Origin of the sequence: Saliphagus infecundisoli (genome assembly GCF_020177375.1) — an archaeon.
Taxonomy (GTDB): Archaea; Halobacteriota; Halobacteria; order Halobacteriales; family Natrialbaceae; genus Saliphagus; species Saliphagus infecundisoli.
This window is the reverse complement of sequence record NZ_JAIWHV010000046.1, coordinates 1-14,985: the sequence shown is the minus strand read 5'-3', so window position 1 is coordinate 14,985 and position 14,985 is coordinate 1. Positions and strand designations below refer to the sequence as shown.

Genomic DNA, 14,985 nt, shown 5'->3' with positions numbered 1-14,985 from the left:
TACGAATTTTGATGAATATGTAGTTTCTGTGATAAAGGAATCATCTGGCGGTGATGGTTCAAATAGCAAATTTGAAATAATGGGAGTTGGGCAAGAATCTGAGAACACGTTACACATCTATTCCTGCCTTGCCGAAGTTGGGAGTGGTGATGTGGGCTATCTGTACCTTCAACTGCTCCGAGTTTCTCATGAGGGTTTGCCGTTGGACAGAGCCGTCTACACCCACTGGGAGGAAGGTGATGAGTCAACTTACGAATCCGATGGATAGTCGCCGTCCTATTCTGATTCAGTTAGACCACTATCCTCTTCACTGTCATTACTTACTGTTGCTGCCATCCCCTATACGTAACGCGAAGATCAGCCGATCTGGTCGTGAAAAAATGGGACCCACGAGTTGGGCTTAGGAGACTAATCCGATCGTTACATCCGAGTACATACTAACCAAGAATGGAATAGAGAAGGAATGGTTTTAGCTCGCCTCTTCTCCTACTCCTCAAGTCCCGCGGCGGGGGTGGGAACACGAACGTAGTCGAACCTTATGATCTCGGCTTCCGATTTGCTGTTATGTATCCGATCACCGCAGGAATGACACCCACAGCAGTAATCAATACTACCGCTCCAACATAGGAACCGCTGAATCGCCCCATATTTAGAGCAACAACGGCTGCAAACCCAATGGCTCCAGTTGCCCATCGCCACTGGCTGCGGGCGACTGCGACTCCCACTGCCGTCAATACAGACCCACCGATGAACGCTCCAGGAGGGCTAGTGCTGAGATACCGGAACAGTTCGGTTAGTGTCGGAGGTGTCCATGGTGCTCCAAGTAGATCGATATTTGGAGCTGGTTGGTAGGCGGCCATGATCCACGAGAGCGTAATGAGTATGGGAATGATGAGTGCTCTTGGTGGAGTTAGCGGTCGCCACTGGTGAGTCGAGACTGCGTATATACCCCACACGAGCGTGAAGGCACCAAGAGCACTCGTGATCCAGACGGGTACGATTAGAGAGTGAAAGAGAGTGGTGTCGCCGAGTTCGTAGAGTGCAGGATGAACGATAAGACCGGCGACACCACCACCAACGGCGAGAATTCCTGCGATCTGGACGGACTTGAAATCCTGTCCGCCCGCTGATCCAAGAGTTGACATACGCTGATTTTATATCAAGTGGTGAAAAGTTTCCCGCTGGTTTCTTCTTTTCATGTGGTCTGGTTGAATGGCTCCGGTGCGGCTTAGTCTGAATGCCGTGTTGCCTCGAGGTACTGTATGTAACGATGGGTGCGCTGATCAGCGTGATCCAACCGTCGCGTCACATCGGGATCGAAATGATCGCTGAAACCTCTACCAATTTTAGATGATATCCGTGACGCCGTGCACGATACAGGGGGCGTGTGTATCACCGCTCTCATAGATTCCTACTTATCCCGTGCAATCATCCAAGGGGCGAACTTCGTACCCTTCTCCGTTGTACGTAAATCGAGCCGGGCCGAACTCCGGTGAGAATAAACTGCTCGTGGAGGTATCGGAACGGAGTATCACACGGTCAACGTCCCCGTCGAAAAATGGCAGGCAGTTGCGCAACCCCTCGTATGGGCCTCGCATCAGTTGTTCGGTGATCAACGCTTGTCCACCCAATTCACCCCGCTCCACGCAGAGGGTTCGCTGGTGTGACGCATCTGCCTGTTCGTAACGTGCATCCGTCACTGTGATGGTCGCGTCATTTCGCTCGAGTTGGATGTCCTTCGCAGGTGTAAGCTCAAGTGGATCGCTATCGATCACAATGATTGCTGCAACGGCGAGACCACGAGAGTTGTAGCGGACCTCCGTCCTGTGACCGGTGTCGAAAGCGTACATCCCCCCACCCAACGGTCCGTACCTTCCGGCCCGATCGCGGGAATTGACTTCCTCTGGAGAGAGGTGCAGCGTGTATGTCTTTTCATCGTCTGGTGAAAGATTTGGAATACCCAATCCGGAAAAAGTCAAGGAATACCATTGATTGTCCTGAAGCTTGTACAGCGTCGAAGATCCTCCCTGGAGGGGCTGATCCGATCGATTCACGAGCGTGAACTCGATCGTCGCCGGGAGCGAGGCCCGTTCATGGCTCGGCTTAACGAACACATTCGAGCCAGTGGTGGCCTTGTGATACCACCGAACACCATCAACATGTGGAAGGGGCGGCGGATGCCACCGCTCATCATAGATTGACGCCTCGACAGTGGCTGAGGTCATACATGTCATTACTGCCCCAGTAGGATAAGTTAGTACCGAGAATGTCGTACCCCGCTGGGATCGCCGGTTTTTCGGGTTAGTGACTATTGGCTCTCTATTCAGCAACTAGTTTTGACAGTTATCGGTGAGATCGGTTACTCCCCTGTTATCTGATTGTCCTGTACGTAACATCGGACTCAGCGTTACATCCAGGTGCGTATGTGACGTGAGAATCAGCAGAGCCAGTACTCATGTGGGACACGCGGCCCCTATCGCAATCACCGTCCCGTCATATTTAAGATAAACTCCTGGAGGATAATCGTCATCTCGATTCGTTTCAAAATTGTCAAGCGCCGTTTGTACTTCTTCAAACCGCTGGTCCGATTCAGCAAAGACGTTGAAAGTTTCGTAGTCACCCGATCGTCCCGTTACCGTATTGTGATCTGCTTCTGGATCAGTGGCATGTTCGAATGCATATTTGATCACATCAAATTCCAGCAATTGCTCGTTGGCATCTTCTACGGTCACGCCATCGGGGACTTCCTGAATAATCGACACTCTGAACGAGCACTCTGAGTTCCCGGTACTTTTGGACATGTTTTCAGTTGATTCGTTAGTGTGGTCTGATCCGTTCGTTGGATCCTCTTGGTCGGTCTCATTTGCCGTGTTGTCTTGATCCGTGGCGTTCGTGTCGGGCTCCTCGGCGGTTTCGTTCGAATCGTTTTCCTGATCTGTCCTGTCAGCTTCTTCATCTTGATCAGTCCCGTCGGAGCCTTGCGTGTTTTCTGCCCCGTTCTGGAGACAGCCACCGAGGACGCCGACACCTGCGATCAGGAGCACGCGTCGTTTCATGATAACTAGGTTAGGTCACTGTCGGGATATATATTGGTGACGGTGAACGGTGCGTATGAGTTACCCAAACGGTTATATGATGAAAGGAGGACGACCAGAACGTTTCGCCCTGTCCTGAACGTATTTCTCGCGTTGCCTGAGTCCCCTGTACGTAACGCGAGAATCAGGCGAGAGCAACCTGGAATTTTCGCACCTTGAATCGCTCGATAACACGACTTGCATGGAGACGCTTTAGTTACCCCACAGCTCCGATTTAAAATCGATTACGTGGGGTAACCACCCACTAGAACCGCTCCTAGCAGCCCGCTCGTGGTGTTGGTCATCCCCTGAGAGGGGTGGAGGCGAAGTTAGATGGCACAACAGCGCCAGATCGACGCGATCGCACAGCGAGCCGACCACTACGAAACAGAGGAGGGTCGCGAACTCCGCCAGCGGGCAGCAGCCCGAATTCGCGCGCTCCCAAATCGAGACGCAATCACCGACGGTGGAACGGTTGGCGACAGCGGCCGTGAGATGACGGTCGAATCGGCGTACACGTACCACACCGAGCCACCGGAACAGGGCGGGAAAGCCTACGTCCGGTGTCGGGACTGCCAGCGCGAACTCCTCGTCGACCTCGGCGGCCACGATTCCCTCCCTCACGCACCGGGGTGCCCTCAGCACAGGGATGAGAACCGATGACCTTCAGTGATTCCTGGTCAAGCGACCGGTTCAATACCCTCGACTATCTCGAAAACCACCTCCCCGAGCCGGTAACGCTCACCGAGTCGATCGGCGAACTCGAGACGACGCTCCCCCTCTACGACCAGCTCACAGAGACGGAGAGTACCGATGGGTAAGTGCGAGAACTGCGGCGGCCACGTCAGCGACCAGTACAAACGCGTGTTTGCGGACAACCAGGGCACGCTCCATGCTTGTCCCCACTGTCGAAGTCAGACAGACCGCTACGACGGTGCCGGTGCTGGCCTCAAAAATTAACCCGCTCGTCAGCACACATCGAGACCACACCCCGATGGGCTCTTCAGACAACCCGGAGAAAGCGCTTGAGCAGTTCCAGTCGCTCGCACTTGTCGAAGACGGATGGATCCCCATTCAGGGGTACCTGATCCTCGTGTTTGATCGAGACGCTGACGCTGGCCTCTTCGATCTCCTCGACATCGCTGAGCGGTTCGACATGGATGGCGACATTCGCATCGTCACCGACGTTCGCCACGACGGCGAGTTGCGCGACACCATCCATCTCGAGTCGGTCGATCGCGTTGAACCGCCTCTCTCGTGAGTTACCCCACGACGGATCAGTATAGACAGCGTGGGGTAACTCCGTAGACGGCCGCCAGCGAATCCGCACCGCGCAGTGGTGTTAATTGGCCCCCTGAAAGGGGTAGGGAGGCGAGCTGAAGACGTCACTCGTCCCCTGGAAGTGACTTCGAATGCCACTTAGAGAAGTGTACGAACGAACGTTCGACGAAGACGTATCGCTCTCGGAATGGGACACCACTCTTTCCAGTGAAACCGAGGAGAGAGAGCACTAATGGACCGCGAACTCCGCGATCTCCATCGAGGTGCTCGCGACGAACGCAGTCGAATGCTCTCGGATCTGGATCCGGATCCTCACGACGTTCCCGGATACGATCGGGCGACTGGGATCGACGATCCAGTGCCCGACGCCGAGTACGGTGACGATCACCCGGAACCGACCGAGGGCTACCCCGAAGAGACCGGCGAAGAGCGTGTCACGTTGCCGATCCCGGACGGTGTTGAGTACGACGTCGACGACCTCGAGGACGGAACGATCGTCGTTCAGTGGTGGTGTCCGGCCGACGAGAGTCCTGATAATCCGGAGGTCGATCGGGATGACTGACGAGGAAACCGACGTATGCGTTTCGGCGTCGATTATCTGCGATCACGCTGAGCAGCTCCACGACGGCGTTCACGAGTCGGATCGGTTCGACGACACCAAGTTCGACTGCTGGAGTGCGCGGGCGCTCCTGCGTCTGGCCGAGCTCGAGGCCGACCGCCCTCCCGAGGACGCTCCCGATCACGAACACGACGCCTACGCTCACAAGCGGGCCGCAACGATGGCGTCAGTCGCGGGCGAACTGCTCTCGGCAGCCGTTCGCTCCGACGTAGTGACCGATGTGGAGACGGGCCGGCTGCTCGCCGGGAAGTCTACAACGCACGAACTGGTTGCTGAGCACCAGCAAACGGCCCACTGGGTCCGCGAGGAAGCACGTCGAGAGCGATGACTCGCTCTCACTGTGCCGAGTGTGGCTACGAAGGGCCGAAAGAGGGACCACTGCCCCAGCGAGGCTCGGACGTCATCCCGATCTATGAGTGTCCTGAGTGTGGCGACGTCGCCGCGATCGGCTGTTCGTGTGACGATCCAGACAGCCACGAGCCGTCGAGTTCGGCGTGACCACACGTAGGTGGTGCTGTTTCCTCCCTTGAGAGCGGCGGAGGCAAACAGACCTGAGCGAGCGATCATCGCATCAATCGTTCCCCAAGAAGAACGATGTTGCTCGCCACCCACATTGTTATAGGGCTGGAGACCCGAGATCCAACCGAAAATGTCCCATACACCACCGGCGGCTGAAGGGCAGGACGCCCAACAGTTCTTCGCCGTCGCGGAGACTCTGGCAGAAGAATCACGACGGGACATCGTGGCAGATATCGTCGCCCATCCGGAGGGCCTCCCATCGATGAAGGAGTTAGAATTCACAACGGGGCTGCACCGGACGACGATTCACCAGCACCTTGAGGCACTAATTGACGGAGGAATCGTTGAACCAGTCGAAATCCCTCCCGGTCAGCAGACTAAAGGTCAACCGAGCAAATTCTACGCAATCACCGATACGGCTCGACAGATATTTGATCAGAATAACGTCTTTATCGAGGACCACTGGAAGGAGATCTACGATCGTGTCGACAAGCCCGAGGAGATTCAAGAGGCAGAAGCAGCCCCACGTCCAGATCAGGACTGAAAGCCAGACCTGGTAGACTGATACTCTTTCACACTCTCCTCATCATGTCGGATACTTATCTTCACGACCTTATCGAGGATACGCTCACGTACTCGGAGAAAGACGAAGACGAACTCAGTATTGAGGAGTACCGCTCCCTCCGTCGGGCCCTCCACACGGACGTACTCGACGTCATCGCCGCTGAACAGTCCTTTTTCGTTCTTGGAAGCTACAACCCCGACGAACGCTCTCGACTCGACAAAACGGTCGAGTTCCTCTACAATGATGGACATGCCTTCCTCCTTGATGACACACTTGAGGCATGGGAGAACTGGACTACGCACTTCAAGATCTATGCTGATCGGGCGACGCACATTGTCGGTGTTTTCGAGCACGCCGATGGCGGACACGAGTGGGAAGCAGGATACCTTGATCACCGCGAATATCGCGAGAAAACGTACATCTTGAAACGGAGGTATCCGCAGCTCGATCCAAAAGACGAACCGTTCGATGGGATGATGGCCCACTATATGCTCCTCGTCGACCGCCGAAACCAGTTGTTCGAATGGCACGGTGACGAAGACGCTAGCCAAGACGAACTAGAGCAAAGCCTGTTACGCGCACTCAGCGAGTTTCTTGACTCACTTCCGTAGCCGCAGGCATACCAGCTGTAGTGACTCCTGTCTTATGGAGTGGTTCTCTCCCCTCAGGGGGGAGGATGCTCCGATAGACCCCTAGCAGACCACCTCCTCATCAAAACCGTTCAGCTGCAGTGTGTTGTTCCACGGTCCCGAGGGTCGAGACCGATGGGATCAGACATTGACCCTGTGAAAGCCGCTGTCACGTGTGAAGAGTGTGGAATCGCACAGCCGTACCATCCAGTGCTCGCCGTCGAGTGTCCCGACTGTGGCGCCGCACCCGGTCGGAAGTGCCAACGACCGAGCGGCCACCGGGTCCGCAATCCACACGCGGACCGGGTCAACGCCGCGTACGACGCGGGTTACACGAAATGCCCATGCAAAACCGACAACGCTGTTATCTGCGCCGGCTCGACCGTCCCCGAGGGCGTCCCCTTTGACACCGACGCGGTCATGATCGAAGCCACGCCCGACGAGATGGACCGACTCGATCCCGATGTTCTCCCCGAACTGCCCTGTTCGCTGGGCGACGACGAACTCCCTCCAGCCGGATCCCAACGTGCCCGACAGTCGAACATGACTGAGAAATCAAATAACCAACAAACACTCACCACCTTCGATAACTGAACCACCGCTTCGCTCGACAGCACGCCGGTTTTCGAGGACTATCGTCAGATTATGCCGTTACCCCACAGGGAAGACAATCCGCGGCGCGTGGGGTAACTGGCTTCAGCCCCTCTGAGCACCGATCGGTGTGCGTTCAGTTTCACTTTCACCGCGGTTCACGCAGATTAACGAGACTCCACCACGAACCATATCATATGAGCTACTACGATGACGACCGCTGGGAGTTCGATCCCGAAGGCGAAGGCCGAATCGAGCCCGATCCGACCAACTCGACCGCTGTTGATGATGGCAGCTACGAGCGTGCTGAGGACTCCCTCGAAGACGACCACCTGAGCTATCCGGATACGCCCGGCCCCGACTCCCACGGTGACGAACCGAGCGAACACCGCTGTGCATGTGGTGCCCCGCTCGACCCTAGCAGAACGAAATGCGACTTCTGTCTCACGAGGGAGGTCGAGTACGAGAATCGCGAGGTGCCCGACACCAACCGTGAAGTCAGAGGCGTGATTCACGTCCTCGTTGACGCGAGCAGTGAAGCCAACACCGTCTGCATCGCCCAAACCGTGTTCGAGGATATCGCCGACCACTCGTCCGCTCCGTCGATCGACGGGATCGATGAGTGTGAACTCGTCGCCGAACTCGACGGCGACCTCGTTGATCGGTTCGCTCAGGAATGGGGCCAGCTGCCCGCTGCTGCCCCAGTCGCCTCGAGCGCCGGCCAGCGCCAACTCGATACGATCCGACAGAACGCTGGCCACGACTACCTCCGGGCGAGAGATGGCGACACCGAGGACAACCGCCCGACGCTCGATCCCGTCCTGTTCGACGCCGACGGCGAACCGATCACCGATATTGAGGAGGTCGGCGAACTGATCGCTGGCGGCTCGCTTGAACGGACCCGCCTCGAGTGGGATGCAAGCAACCCCAGCGGCAAGCCCGGCCAAACCTGGATCGTTCCCGCAATCGCCCTCGAACACGTCGTTCGGTCAGAATCCACTGAGCCGTCTCGGGAAGGGCGTACGCGCCGGATACTGGCCTGTCAGGAGTGCGGCGAGCCGGCACGACATACGTTCGCCGGCTGGAACGCGGTCCCTCACCCTGAATTCAACGCCACACCGATCTGGGAGTGTACCCAGTGTCAGTCGCCCCAGCACGGCCCGGATCCCTCAGTCTGATGGTGACCCGGCATTCTTCGGAGTCTTTTTGAGCCCTATGAAAGACTGTCTCGGCCAGCCTCGATAGAGGACTCACTATCTGGCACAAGTCAAGGCAGGAACAGGCGGGTGGCTTAGGTCCGCCTGTGCCAGCAGGGCGCACGGCGGCTTGGTGAATGCGACGCAAGTTCTGTACCGTGCATGTGAATATCATGCACTCAGAATCATAAGTCCATCGGTCGAAAAGACGGTTGGTTGACTCGCTCTGATGTCTGGGATTAGGTGGCAGAGGATAGCTCTGTCTTCACACCGGTCTCATTGAGGGATTTCAGTGTAGAAGCCGCCGCCCCCGTGAGTGGCTTATCCCGGGAACGGCGGTGTGACGCGAGTGGGGGATCTTCGGTGTCGACCAGGTCCGTGGGGAAGGGCCGACAAAGATGGGTCCGTTTCCAATGGCAATAAGTCTTCGTCAGACGGAGGTCAGACGAAATCATCGTGTTCTGACAGCCATATAATCTATAGAAGGTACGCAATCCATACACATCTACGTGAGTCTCTAACACAAAGTAGGCGCCTCATTACAATTTGAGTGAGTATCCAAGTGCCTGGTATGCATGATCTCACTGGCTTCCAACGCGATCTCTTGTACGTCATCAATGGGTTTGACCAGCCCTCAGGGCAGTCCATTAAAGACGAATTGCAAGCAACCTATCAGACTGAGATCAATCACGGTCGGTTGTATCCGAATCTCGATACGGTCGTCAACAAGGAACTCGTCGAAAAGGGTGAACTCGATCGACGAACGAACTACTACGCGATCACTGAAACTGGAGAACAAGCCATCTACGAGCGTCGAGAGTGGGAAGACCAATATATCGACCTCTAACTTGGGTTCTCTCCACAGTCCATGATCGACGAAACAGCACGACTCGTGAAAGCGAGGATCACCCCCTGCATAAACCACTGGAACGCTCAAGGCCACAACGCAACCGGACGAGTGGTGTATCGATGCCCAGGATCGATCCAGGTGGCCACGCAGTGTTGGCCCGGGACCTATCCGCTTTACCCATGACTGACACCACCAGAGCCGACAGTGTAGGCGTCCCGCTCGCGTATCGGTCACCCGGCCGGACGGCAGGTGAGACGGCATGACGACCGTCACCGAACTTGCGTTGAGTTCCGACGACGTCGCCCTCTCAGAGACGTTCGAGGCACTACCGGAGCTGGAGATGCGAATCAAAAGTGTCGTCGCCGAGGGAGCACAGCAGACGATGCCGCTGGTCTGGATCGCGGGCGAGTCCAAAAAAGAGATCGAGGATGCCCTCGCCGACGATTCGTCGGTCGACACATTCGATTGTCTGCTCGAGGACGACGGCGATTCGGAGTGGCTCTATCGCATCGAGTACGCTTCAGGCGTCGAGGAGATGTACGGGACGATCTTCGCCAACGACGGGACGATCCTCGACGCACAGTGTTCGTCCGACCACTGGACGTTCCGCCTGTTATTCCCCGAGCGGGACCTCCTCTCAGAGACGGTGTCGGAACTCGAAGAAGAGAGTATCCACGTCGACGTCAAGCGAATGGTCGAAGCCGGTCGCAACGCCGACCTCGAGGCGACTGCAGCACTGACCGAAGCCCAAGAAGAGGCAATCAACGAGGCCTACGACCGGGGCTACTACGATGTTCCTCGCCGCATCTCTCTCGAGGACTTGGCGGCCGAACTCGACATTTCCCATCAGGCGCTCTCCGAGCGCCTCCGGCGAGCCAATAAGGTCCTCGCCAGCGAACAGATCGGCGAGCCCAGCCAAGACGAGATCGCTCACTAACTCAGAGGGCGTTCGCTGTCGAAACAGGACGTCTCCGTGAGTAGATCGTAGATTCTTCCGGGGAACGATCTGGAGGGCAGCCCGCGGGAGACGGCCCAAGTCAAAGGGTTACTAGATCATCAGTATGATGCATGTCCGAGAGCTATCAGCCTACGGTTCGATCACACCGAAATCGTCAGGTGAATCTCCATAGCCGATCGTGGCTCGTTCGATCCAGAACTCGGCGTGAGGTTGGATTTCGAGAATCGCCTTCCACGCCCCTTGGGGGCCATCGTTCGGGACCACCCTGATACGGCGGCCGGTCTGCTCGTCGTCTCGCTCTGCCCACAACGACCACTCCATCAGAATCCGCGACTCGTCGTCATCCGCAGTGTCGGACGGAGGGTCATTCACAAGGCAGATTCGAGAGACAGAGGAGAGAGTGTGGTGCTTGTTGCTGCCAGTGAGCCCGATGATCTGATAGATTAGGAGTCAACTCGATACCGGACTTCGATCCCGTCTGAATCCATGACTGAGAGCCCCTCATCCGCTTCAGTCAGAGGATATTGACTACCGATGAATCGCTCCCGTAAGGCGTCGAGTGCCTGTGGCTCGGGAAGAACAATCTCGAACCATGCTAATCCACGACCGCTGATCGGCTCTGTTCGATGCTGCCACGTGTTCGCTCCGATATGGTGGTGATACCCGCCCGCCGACACAAAGGACGCGGCGGGCACGGTCGTTTGCACTTCGAACCCGAGGGTGTCAATGTAGAACTTCCTGAAAGCGTCAAGTGAGGAGACCTCGAGATGGATATGGCCGACGTCCGTTTCCGGCGGTGCCCGCGTGCTCCCTTCAGCAGCGGCCTCGATCCTCTCGAGATCGAGCGGTTCAGTACTGATCTGAACCCGCCCATCGTCGGCGGTGGGCCACTCATCGCGTGGAAGGTCGCAGTAGATCTCGACGCCGTTTCCTTCGGGGTCTCTGAGGTAGAGCGCCTCGCTGACCCGATGATCGGACGCACCACTAAGCTGCCACTGATCCCGTATTCGATCCAACGCAGCACCCAATGCGGCACGCGAAGGCACTCTAAACGCGTTGTGGAAGAGCCCCGCGCTCGATCTCTGGCGTCTGGGTGCATCTTCATCTTCCTCTAAGACGAGTAGTGGTCTGTCCTCGACACCGAGAATCGAACTGCTACCAGACTGGTCCAGTACACGGAGCCCGACGACGGTCCGGTAAAACTCGGACACCTCTTCGAGATCGGTGACACGAAGCGCAGTCCGTCCGATACGTGTTCCCTGCGGGAGGACATCTTGAGTTGGTTGGGTGCTCATTACAAGTTCCTTAGAGGCCGATATTGAGTGCATACGCCCACGATTCGCTGCTGAGGACGAGGAAGACCAGCGACGCACCGAAGAGTTCGACGTTCTTGATGAAGTGCGTCATTTCGGACTGCTGCTGGTCTTCGGGCACAGCCCAGAAGTCGTGCATCATCGGCGTTGTCACGAGAAGGAAGATCGCGACCGCCCCTGCGGCAATCACAGGAAACGCTCCGAGCACAATGCCAAAGCCACCGAAGATGAGCATGCCGCCGGAGAGCAGAACGCTTGCTCGAGGTGCAGGAATCCCCTTCGATTGGGCGTACCCGCTCATTGCCTCGGTATTCTGGAAGTGATTGAGCCCCTGGAACGCGAGTAAGACACCGAAGACGACTCGTCCGACGAGGAAGACGAGGCCGCCAATCGTGGTTTCCAGGACCATTAGGCCTCCACCGTGGACTGCCTGTTCGTCATCTGGACGACCTGACCCGTCACACCTTCGTTCGTCAGCAAGTGGTGTACTGTCGAATTCTGTAGTTCCATTACGTTACCTAGTTGGCTCCCAAACCTATATATATCCCAGGCAATAAGAATGTGACCAGGTAATGACGACCCAACCACCAACGGCAGATCCGGATGAAGAGGCCGAGGTCGAGCGCCAAAATGCGGACGTCTGTAACGTCGTTGGGTCGATCGAGGAGATCGGATCGAAGTGGAAGCTCATCATCCTCAACGATCTGCGAGACGGCGAAAAGCGATTCAACGAACTCAAGCGATCGACGAGTGCGAGTTCCTACACGCTCTCGCGTGTCCTCGATGACCTGGAAGAGGAAGGGTTCATCGAGAACCGAAAGGAGTTCGAATCGCCGGTCGCAAGCTACTACACTCTGACTGAGAAAGGGAGCGCGCTCTGTCCTGTGTTCGACGTATTAGACGAGTGGGGCGAAGACTGGCTCGAATAGATACCCGATGCGCTCAGAACGACTGGGTAGTCGGAGCCTTCTCCGGTCCCTAACTACCGGAACTGGAATGCTCAGTACCTAACGAATGGACTCACAGACTCCTCGCCGGATGGATTCACAGAGGCAAGAACCGTGAGTGAGGGGCTCATCACAGTGTTGTTCGGCGACCCTTTTGCGGTGATGAACACGATCGGATTAGTCGCATTTGCACTCGTCGGATCGGCGAAGGCGATCCGTGAAGAGTTCGATCTGTTCGGGATTGCCGTCGTTGGGCTAGCAATGGCATTTGCTGGCGGAGTGACACGCGATCTGCTTGTGACTCGGGTCCCACTCGCACTCCAGTCACCACTCGAAATCAGTTTGGCACTGGTCGGGGTGGGCTTAGCGATCGCGTTAAGCGCCCTCCTCTCGTCTCCGGATACTCATCCGATTGCGCTCGTCTCGGACGCGATCGGACTCGCTGCGTTTGCGACAACAGGAGCGATTGTCGCAACCGAGGCGAGCGTTTCAGCGTTTGGTGTCGTCGCGATTGCAACGATCAACGCAGTGGGTGGTGGTGCAGTCGCGGATATTCTGCTCGATCGATCTCCGTTCATCCTCTTTGACGATTTCTATGCGAGTTGTGCAGTATTAGGTGGGAGTGCATACTGGGCAGTACTGAGTCTGGGGGGTGCTGGGGGAACTGCTGCCGGCGTGTGTGCGGTAGTGACCGTTGGGACACGGTTAGCAGCAGTGACGTATGGGTGGAATCTTCCGACGATGCAGAACTTGGGATTGATACGAGGGTGACCGGCTGAGTGAGCGACAGATGATGCGATCCCAAACACCAACGCTCCGCTCGTTATCGACCTCTGGACGCTGCACTTGGGGGCGACATACGTACTCACGTACTTCTCTCCGTGGGCCCAAGAGCCCTCTCTCGACGCGTATGCGCGAACAGTGAACTGATCACGATTCGCCACAGGTTGGCTCGTCACCGGCGCCCCGAGTTCAATGATCACTCAGCTGGAGATAGGAATCTTCCCTCCCACAGTGCATGCAGCGGACGCGCGTGCTGTGAATTCGCTCATCCAGTTCGAGGACCTCGAATCCGTCCAAGTGCTCGGTGAGTTCAGCTGCCGTTTCGTAGCAGCACTGCTCGCGCTCGATCCGCTGGGTGTAGTGGTTGCGAATGAGATGCCCGTACTCGCCCGTCCGCTCACAGTTGGTGCAGCGGGCGTGAGAGGCGAACAAATCCTCGGCGAAATCGAGAATCGCGAACCGATCCAGCTGCTCGTTGATCGCCTCGATCGAGAGCCCCGATGCATCGAACGAGGATGCAATCGGGGGCGACCACTTCCGACGGTCGATCCCCACAAGCATTGCTTGCTCCTGATACCGGTTCCGAAGCGTCACCGGAGTCACCTCGGTTGCCTCAACGACCTCGCGTTGAAGGACGTGCTCGCCGGTGACCAGTCCCGCGAGATACAGCGCGCCGGCCGCAGTTCCGATGGGCGAGTGACCCGACCGGATTCCAGTCTCGCTCGCCGCGTCGACGACGTTATGGGCGGTGCTCATGGTGGACTCACCAAGCTCGAGCTGGTCACCGAATCGACTGACGAACTTGTGTGGATCAGCCGGTTCGATATCGAGATCGAACTCGCGAACGAGCTGCTTGTAGGTGCGCCCGAGCTCGGATCGATCCACTCCGGCGGCGTCAGCAACCTCGTCAAGCGAAAGCGGCTGCCCAGCTTGCCGTGAGGCGGTATAGACGGCGCTCGCAACGGTGGTAGTGCCGCCCCGGCCATGGTGAAGCTCCGCAGCGAACGCTCGGTGAGAGAGCACACGGGCGAGTTGGGCCTCGCTCTCCGCGACGTCGAGTGTCGTCAGGAGGTGATTGAGGGTGCATTCCTGCTGGTCGTTCATGTGGGGGGTTCGTCCTACGACAGCGGAAGGAGAAAATATCTCCGATGGTGACAAGTAACGACCAGTAGCGTTGTTCGACCCCACAAAGAGGTGAAGGAGATTCGAGATGAGCGAGGATTCGACCCAAAACACTGCCGAAGCGTCTGACGACGAGTTCCCGCCCGCAAAGCGCCTAGAAGCGCCGAGCGTGCGACTGATCGATGCAGGGATGGCGACGATCACCGACATGGAGACACTCCATGCGTGTGTCGCCTACGAAAACCAACACCAGCAGCGGCTCCCCGTTCTCAAACAGCTTGCCTGGCGGGCTGAAGAACTTCGCGAGGACGAAGACGAGTCGTGACTGGACAGCGCTCACAATGCCTGCGAGCGCTCGTGGTGTTGGTCGGACCCTCAGAGAGGGGTGAGGGTTTCACAGATGAGCGATCAACCAGAGATCACGATTCAGCACCAAGCCGCGTTCACCGACGATGGTGAGCTCGAACTAACCGGAGAAAGCCTCGAGACCTCCCTCGTGGATTTCGGCGCCGACGTCAGCCATCGCGACCAAGAGACG

General features: G+C 57.1%; 23 protein-coding genes. 17 read left to right on the top strand and 6 right to left on the bottom strand.

All coding sequences use genetic code 11. The annotated features are described in order from the left end of the window. A partial coding sequence (locus LCF40_RS21975; RefSeq protein ID WP_224830272.1) for a hypothetical protein occupies window positions 1-268 on the top strand: 268 nt, incomplete at its 5' end. 268 nt (window positions 269-536) lie between these two features. On the opposite strand, the gene LCF40_RS21970 is transcribed toward LCF40_RS21975, so the two are convergent. From LCF40_RS21970 to LCF40_RS21960, 3 genes are all read right to left on the bottom strand, one after another. Next, window positions 537-1,145, bottom strand: coding sequence for a hypothetical protein (locus LCF40_RS21970; RefSeq protein ID WP_224830271.1), 609 nt, complete (start codon window positions 1,143-1,145; stop codon window positions 537-539). 270 nt (window positions 1,146-1,415) lie between these two features. After that, window positions 1,416-2,225, bottom strand: a complete 810-nt coding sequence (locus tag LCF40_RS21965) for a hypothetical protein (protein WP_224830270.1) — start codon at window positions 2,223-2,225, stop codon at window positions 1,416-1,418. 228 nt (window positions 2,226-2,453) lie between these two features. Further along, window positions 2,454-3,056 (bottom strand): hypothetical protein, encoded by a 603-nt coding sequence (locus tag LCF40_RS21960; RefSeq protein ID WP_224830269.1) that lies wholly within the window; start codon window positions 3,054-3,056, stop codon window positions 2,454-2,456. Between the two features lie 351 nt (window positions 3,057-3,407). Between LCF40_RS21960 and LCF40_RS21955 the strand changes: the two genes are divergently transcribed. The 13 genes from LCF40_RS21955 to LCF40_RS21900 all read left to right on the top strand — a co-directional run bounded on the left by LCF40_RS21955 (window position 3,408) and on the right by LCF40_RS21900 (window position 10,261). Then, a complete protein-coding gene (locus LCF40_RS21955) occupies window positions 3,408-3,737 on the top strand; it encodes a DUF8118 domain-containing protein (protein WP_224830268.1) in 330 nt (109 codons plus the stop codon). Further along, the gene (locus tag LCF40_RS21950) at window positions 3,734-3,895 is read left to right on the top strand and encodes a hypothetical protein (protein WP_224830267.1); all 162 of its coding nucleotides are present in this window, start codon (window positions 3,734-3,736) and stop codon (window positions 3,893-3,895) included. Before LCF40_RS21955 ends, LCF40_RS21950 begins: the two co-directional genes overlap by 4 nt. Then, on the top strand, window positions 3,888-4,034 hold the full coding sequence (locus LCF40_RS23915; RefSeq protein ID WP_425504268.1) for a DUF7563 family protein: 147 nt from the start codon (window positions 3,888-3,890) through the stop codon (window positions 4,032-4,034). Before LCF40_RS21950 ends, LCF40_RS23915 begins: the two co-directional genes overlap by 8 nt. Window positions 4,035-4,068: 34 nt before the next feature. After that, window positions 4,069-4,335 (top strand): carbohydrate kinase family protein, encoded by a 267-nt coding sequence (locus LCF40_RS21945; RefSeq protein WP_224830266.1) that lies wholly within the window; start codon window positions 4,069-4,071, stop codon window positions 4,333-4,335. 252 nt (window positions 4,336-4,587) lie between these two features. Beyond that, window positions 4,588-4,917, top strand: a complete 330-nt coding sequence (locus tag LCF40_RS21940; RefSeq protein ID WP_224830265.1) for a hypothetical protein — start codon at window positions 4,588-4,590, stop codon at window positions 4,915-4,917. Then, window positions 4,910-5,302, top strand: coding sequence for a hypothetical protein (locus tag LCF40_RS21935; protein WP_224830264.1), 393 nt, complete (start codon window positions 4,910-4,912; stop codon window positions 5,300-5,302). The genes LCF40_RS21940 and LCF40_RS21935 overlap by 8 nt, the downstream gene beginning before the upstream one ends. Beyond that, window positions 5,299-5,472, top strand: a complete 174-nt coding sequence (locus tag LCF40_RS21930) for a hypothetical protein (RefSeq protein WP_224830263.1) — start codon at window positions 5,299-5,301, stop codon at window positions 5,470-5,472. Before LCF40_RS21935 ends, LCF40_RS21930 begins: the two co-directional genes overlap by 4 nt. A 151-nt stretch (window positions 5,473-5,623) precedes the next feature. Further along, the gene (locus tag LCF40_RS21925; RefSeq protein ID WP_224830262.1) at window positions 5,624-6,037 is read left to right on the top strand and encodes a helix-turn-helix domain-containing protein; all 414 of its coding nucleotides are present in this window, start codon (window positions 5,624-5,626) and stop codon (window positions 6,035-6,037) included. Window positions 6,038-6,081: 44 nt separating this feature from the next. Continuing rightward, on the top strand, window positions 6,082-6,669 hold the full coding sequence (locus LCF40_RS21920; RefSeq protein WP_224830261.1) for a DUF8170 family protein: 588 nt from the start codon (window positions 6,082-6,084) through the stop codon (window positions 6,667-6,669). 153 nt (window positions 6,670-6,822) lie between these two features. Continuing rightward, window positions 6,823-7,281, top strand: coding sequence for a zinc finger domain-containing protein (locus LCF40_RS21915; RefSeq protein WP_224830260.1), 459 nt, complete (start codon window positions 6,823-6,825; stop codon window positions 7,279-7,281). A 194-nt stretch (window positions 7,282-7,475) separates the two neighbouring features. Further along, window positions 7,476-8,456: a hypothetical protein gene (locus LCF40_RS21910; RefSeq protein ID WP_224830259.1), complete on the top strand. Its 981-nt coding sequence runs from the start codon at window positions 7,476-7,478 to the stop codon at window positions 8,454-8,456. 589 nt (window positions 8,457-9,045) lie between these two features. After that, complete coding sequence (locus LCF40_RS21905; protein WP_224830258.1) at window positions 9,046-9,321, top strand: helix-turn-helix transcriptional regulator; 276 nt, start codon at window positions 9,046-9,048, stop codon at window positions 9,319-9,321. 262 nt (window positions 9,322-9,583) lie between these two features. Continuing rightward, window positions 9,584-10,261, top strand: a complete 678-nt coding sequence (locus tag LCF40_RS21900) for a helix-turn-helix domain-containing protein (RefSeq protein WP_224830257.1) — start codon at window positions 9,584-9,586, stop codon at window positions 10,259-10,261. Window positions 10,262-10,725: 464 nt separating this feature from the next. Here the strand turns inward: LCF40_RS21900 and LCF40_RS21895 are convergent, their stop codons facing one another. Both LCF40_RS21895 and LCF40_RS21890 read right to left on the bottom strand, forming a co-directional pair. Continuing rightward, window positions 10,726-11,610 (bottom strand): VOC family protein, encoded by an 885-nt coding sequence (locus LCF40_RS21895; RefSeq protein ID WP_224830256.1) that lies wholly within the window; start codon window positions 11,608-11,610, stop codon window positions 10,726-10,728. Then, the gene (locus LCF40_RS21890; protein WP_224830255.1) at window positions 11,588-12,004 is read right to left on the bottom strand and encodes a DoxX family protein; all 417 of its coding nucleotides are present in this window, start codon (window positions 12,002-12,004) and stop codon (window positions 11,588-11,590) included. The genes LCF40_RS21895 and LCF40_RS21890 overlap by 23 nt, the downstream gene beginning before the upstream one ends. Window positions 12,005-12,167: 163 nt before the next feature. Here LCF40_RS21890 and LCF40_RS21885 point away from each other — a divergent pair, with 163 nt between their 5' ends. Together LCF40_RS21885 and LCF40_RS21880 are read left to right on the top strand one after the other, a co-directional pair. Then, window positions 12,168-12,524: a winged helix-turn-helix transcriptional regulator gene (locus LCF40_RS21885; protein ID WP_224830254.1), complete on the top strand. Its 357-nt coding sequence runs from the start codon at window positions 12,168-12,170 to the stop codon at window positions 12,522-12,524. Between the two features lie 180 nt (window positions 12,525-12,704). After that, window positions 12,705-13,313, top strand: coding sequence for a trimeric intracellular cation channel family protein (locus LCF40_RS21880; protein WP_263623811.1), 609 nt, complete (start codon window positions 12,705-12,707; stop codon window positions 13,311-13,313). A gap of 201 nt (window positions 13,314-13,514) precedes the next feature. On the opposite strand, the gene LCF40_RS21875 is transcribed toward LCF40_RS21880, so the two are convergent. Continuing rightward, window positions 13,515-14,429: a transcription initiation factor IIB family protein gene (locus LCF40_RS21875; RefSeq protein WP_224830252.1), complete on the bottom strand. Its 915-nt coding sequence runs from the start codon at window positions 14,427-14,429 to the stop codon at window positions 13,515-13,517. 106 nt (window positions 14,430-14,535) lie between these two features. Here LCF40_RS21875 and LCF40_RS21870 point away from each other — a divergent pair, with 106 nt between their 5' ends. Beyond that, window positions 14,536-14,772, top strand: coding sequence for a DUF8129 domain-containing protein (locus LCF40_RS21870; RefSeq protein ID WP_224830251.1), 237 nt, complete (start codon window positions 14,536-14,538; stop codon window positions 14,770-14,772). Window positions 14,773-14,985 lie beyond the last annotated feature (213 nt).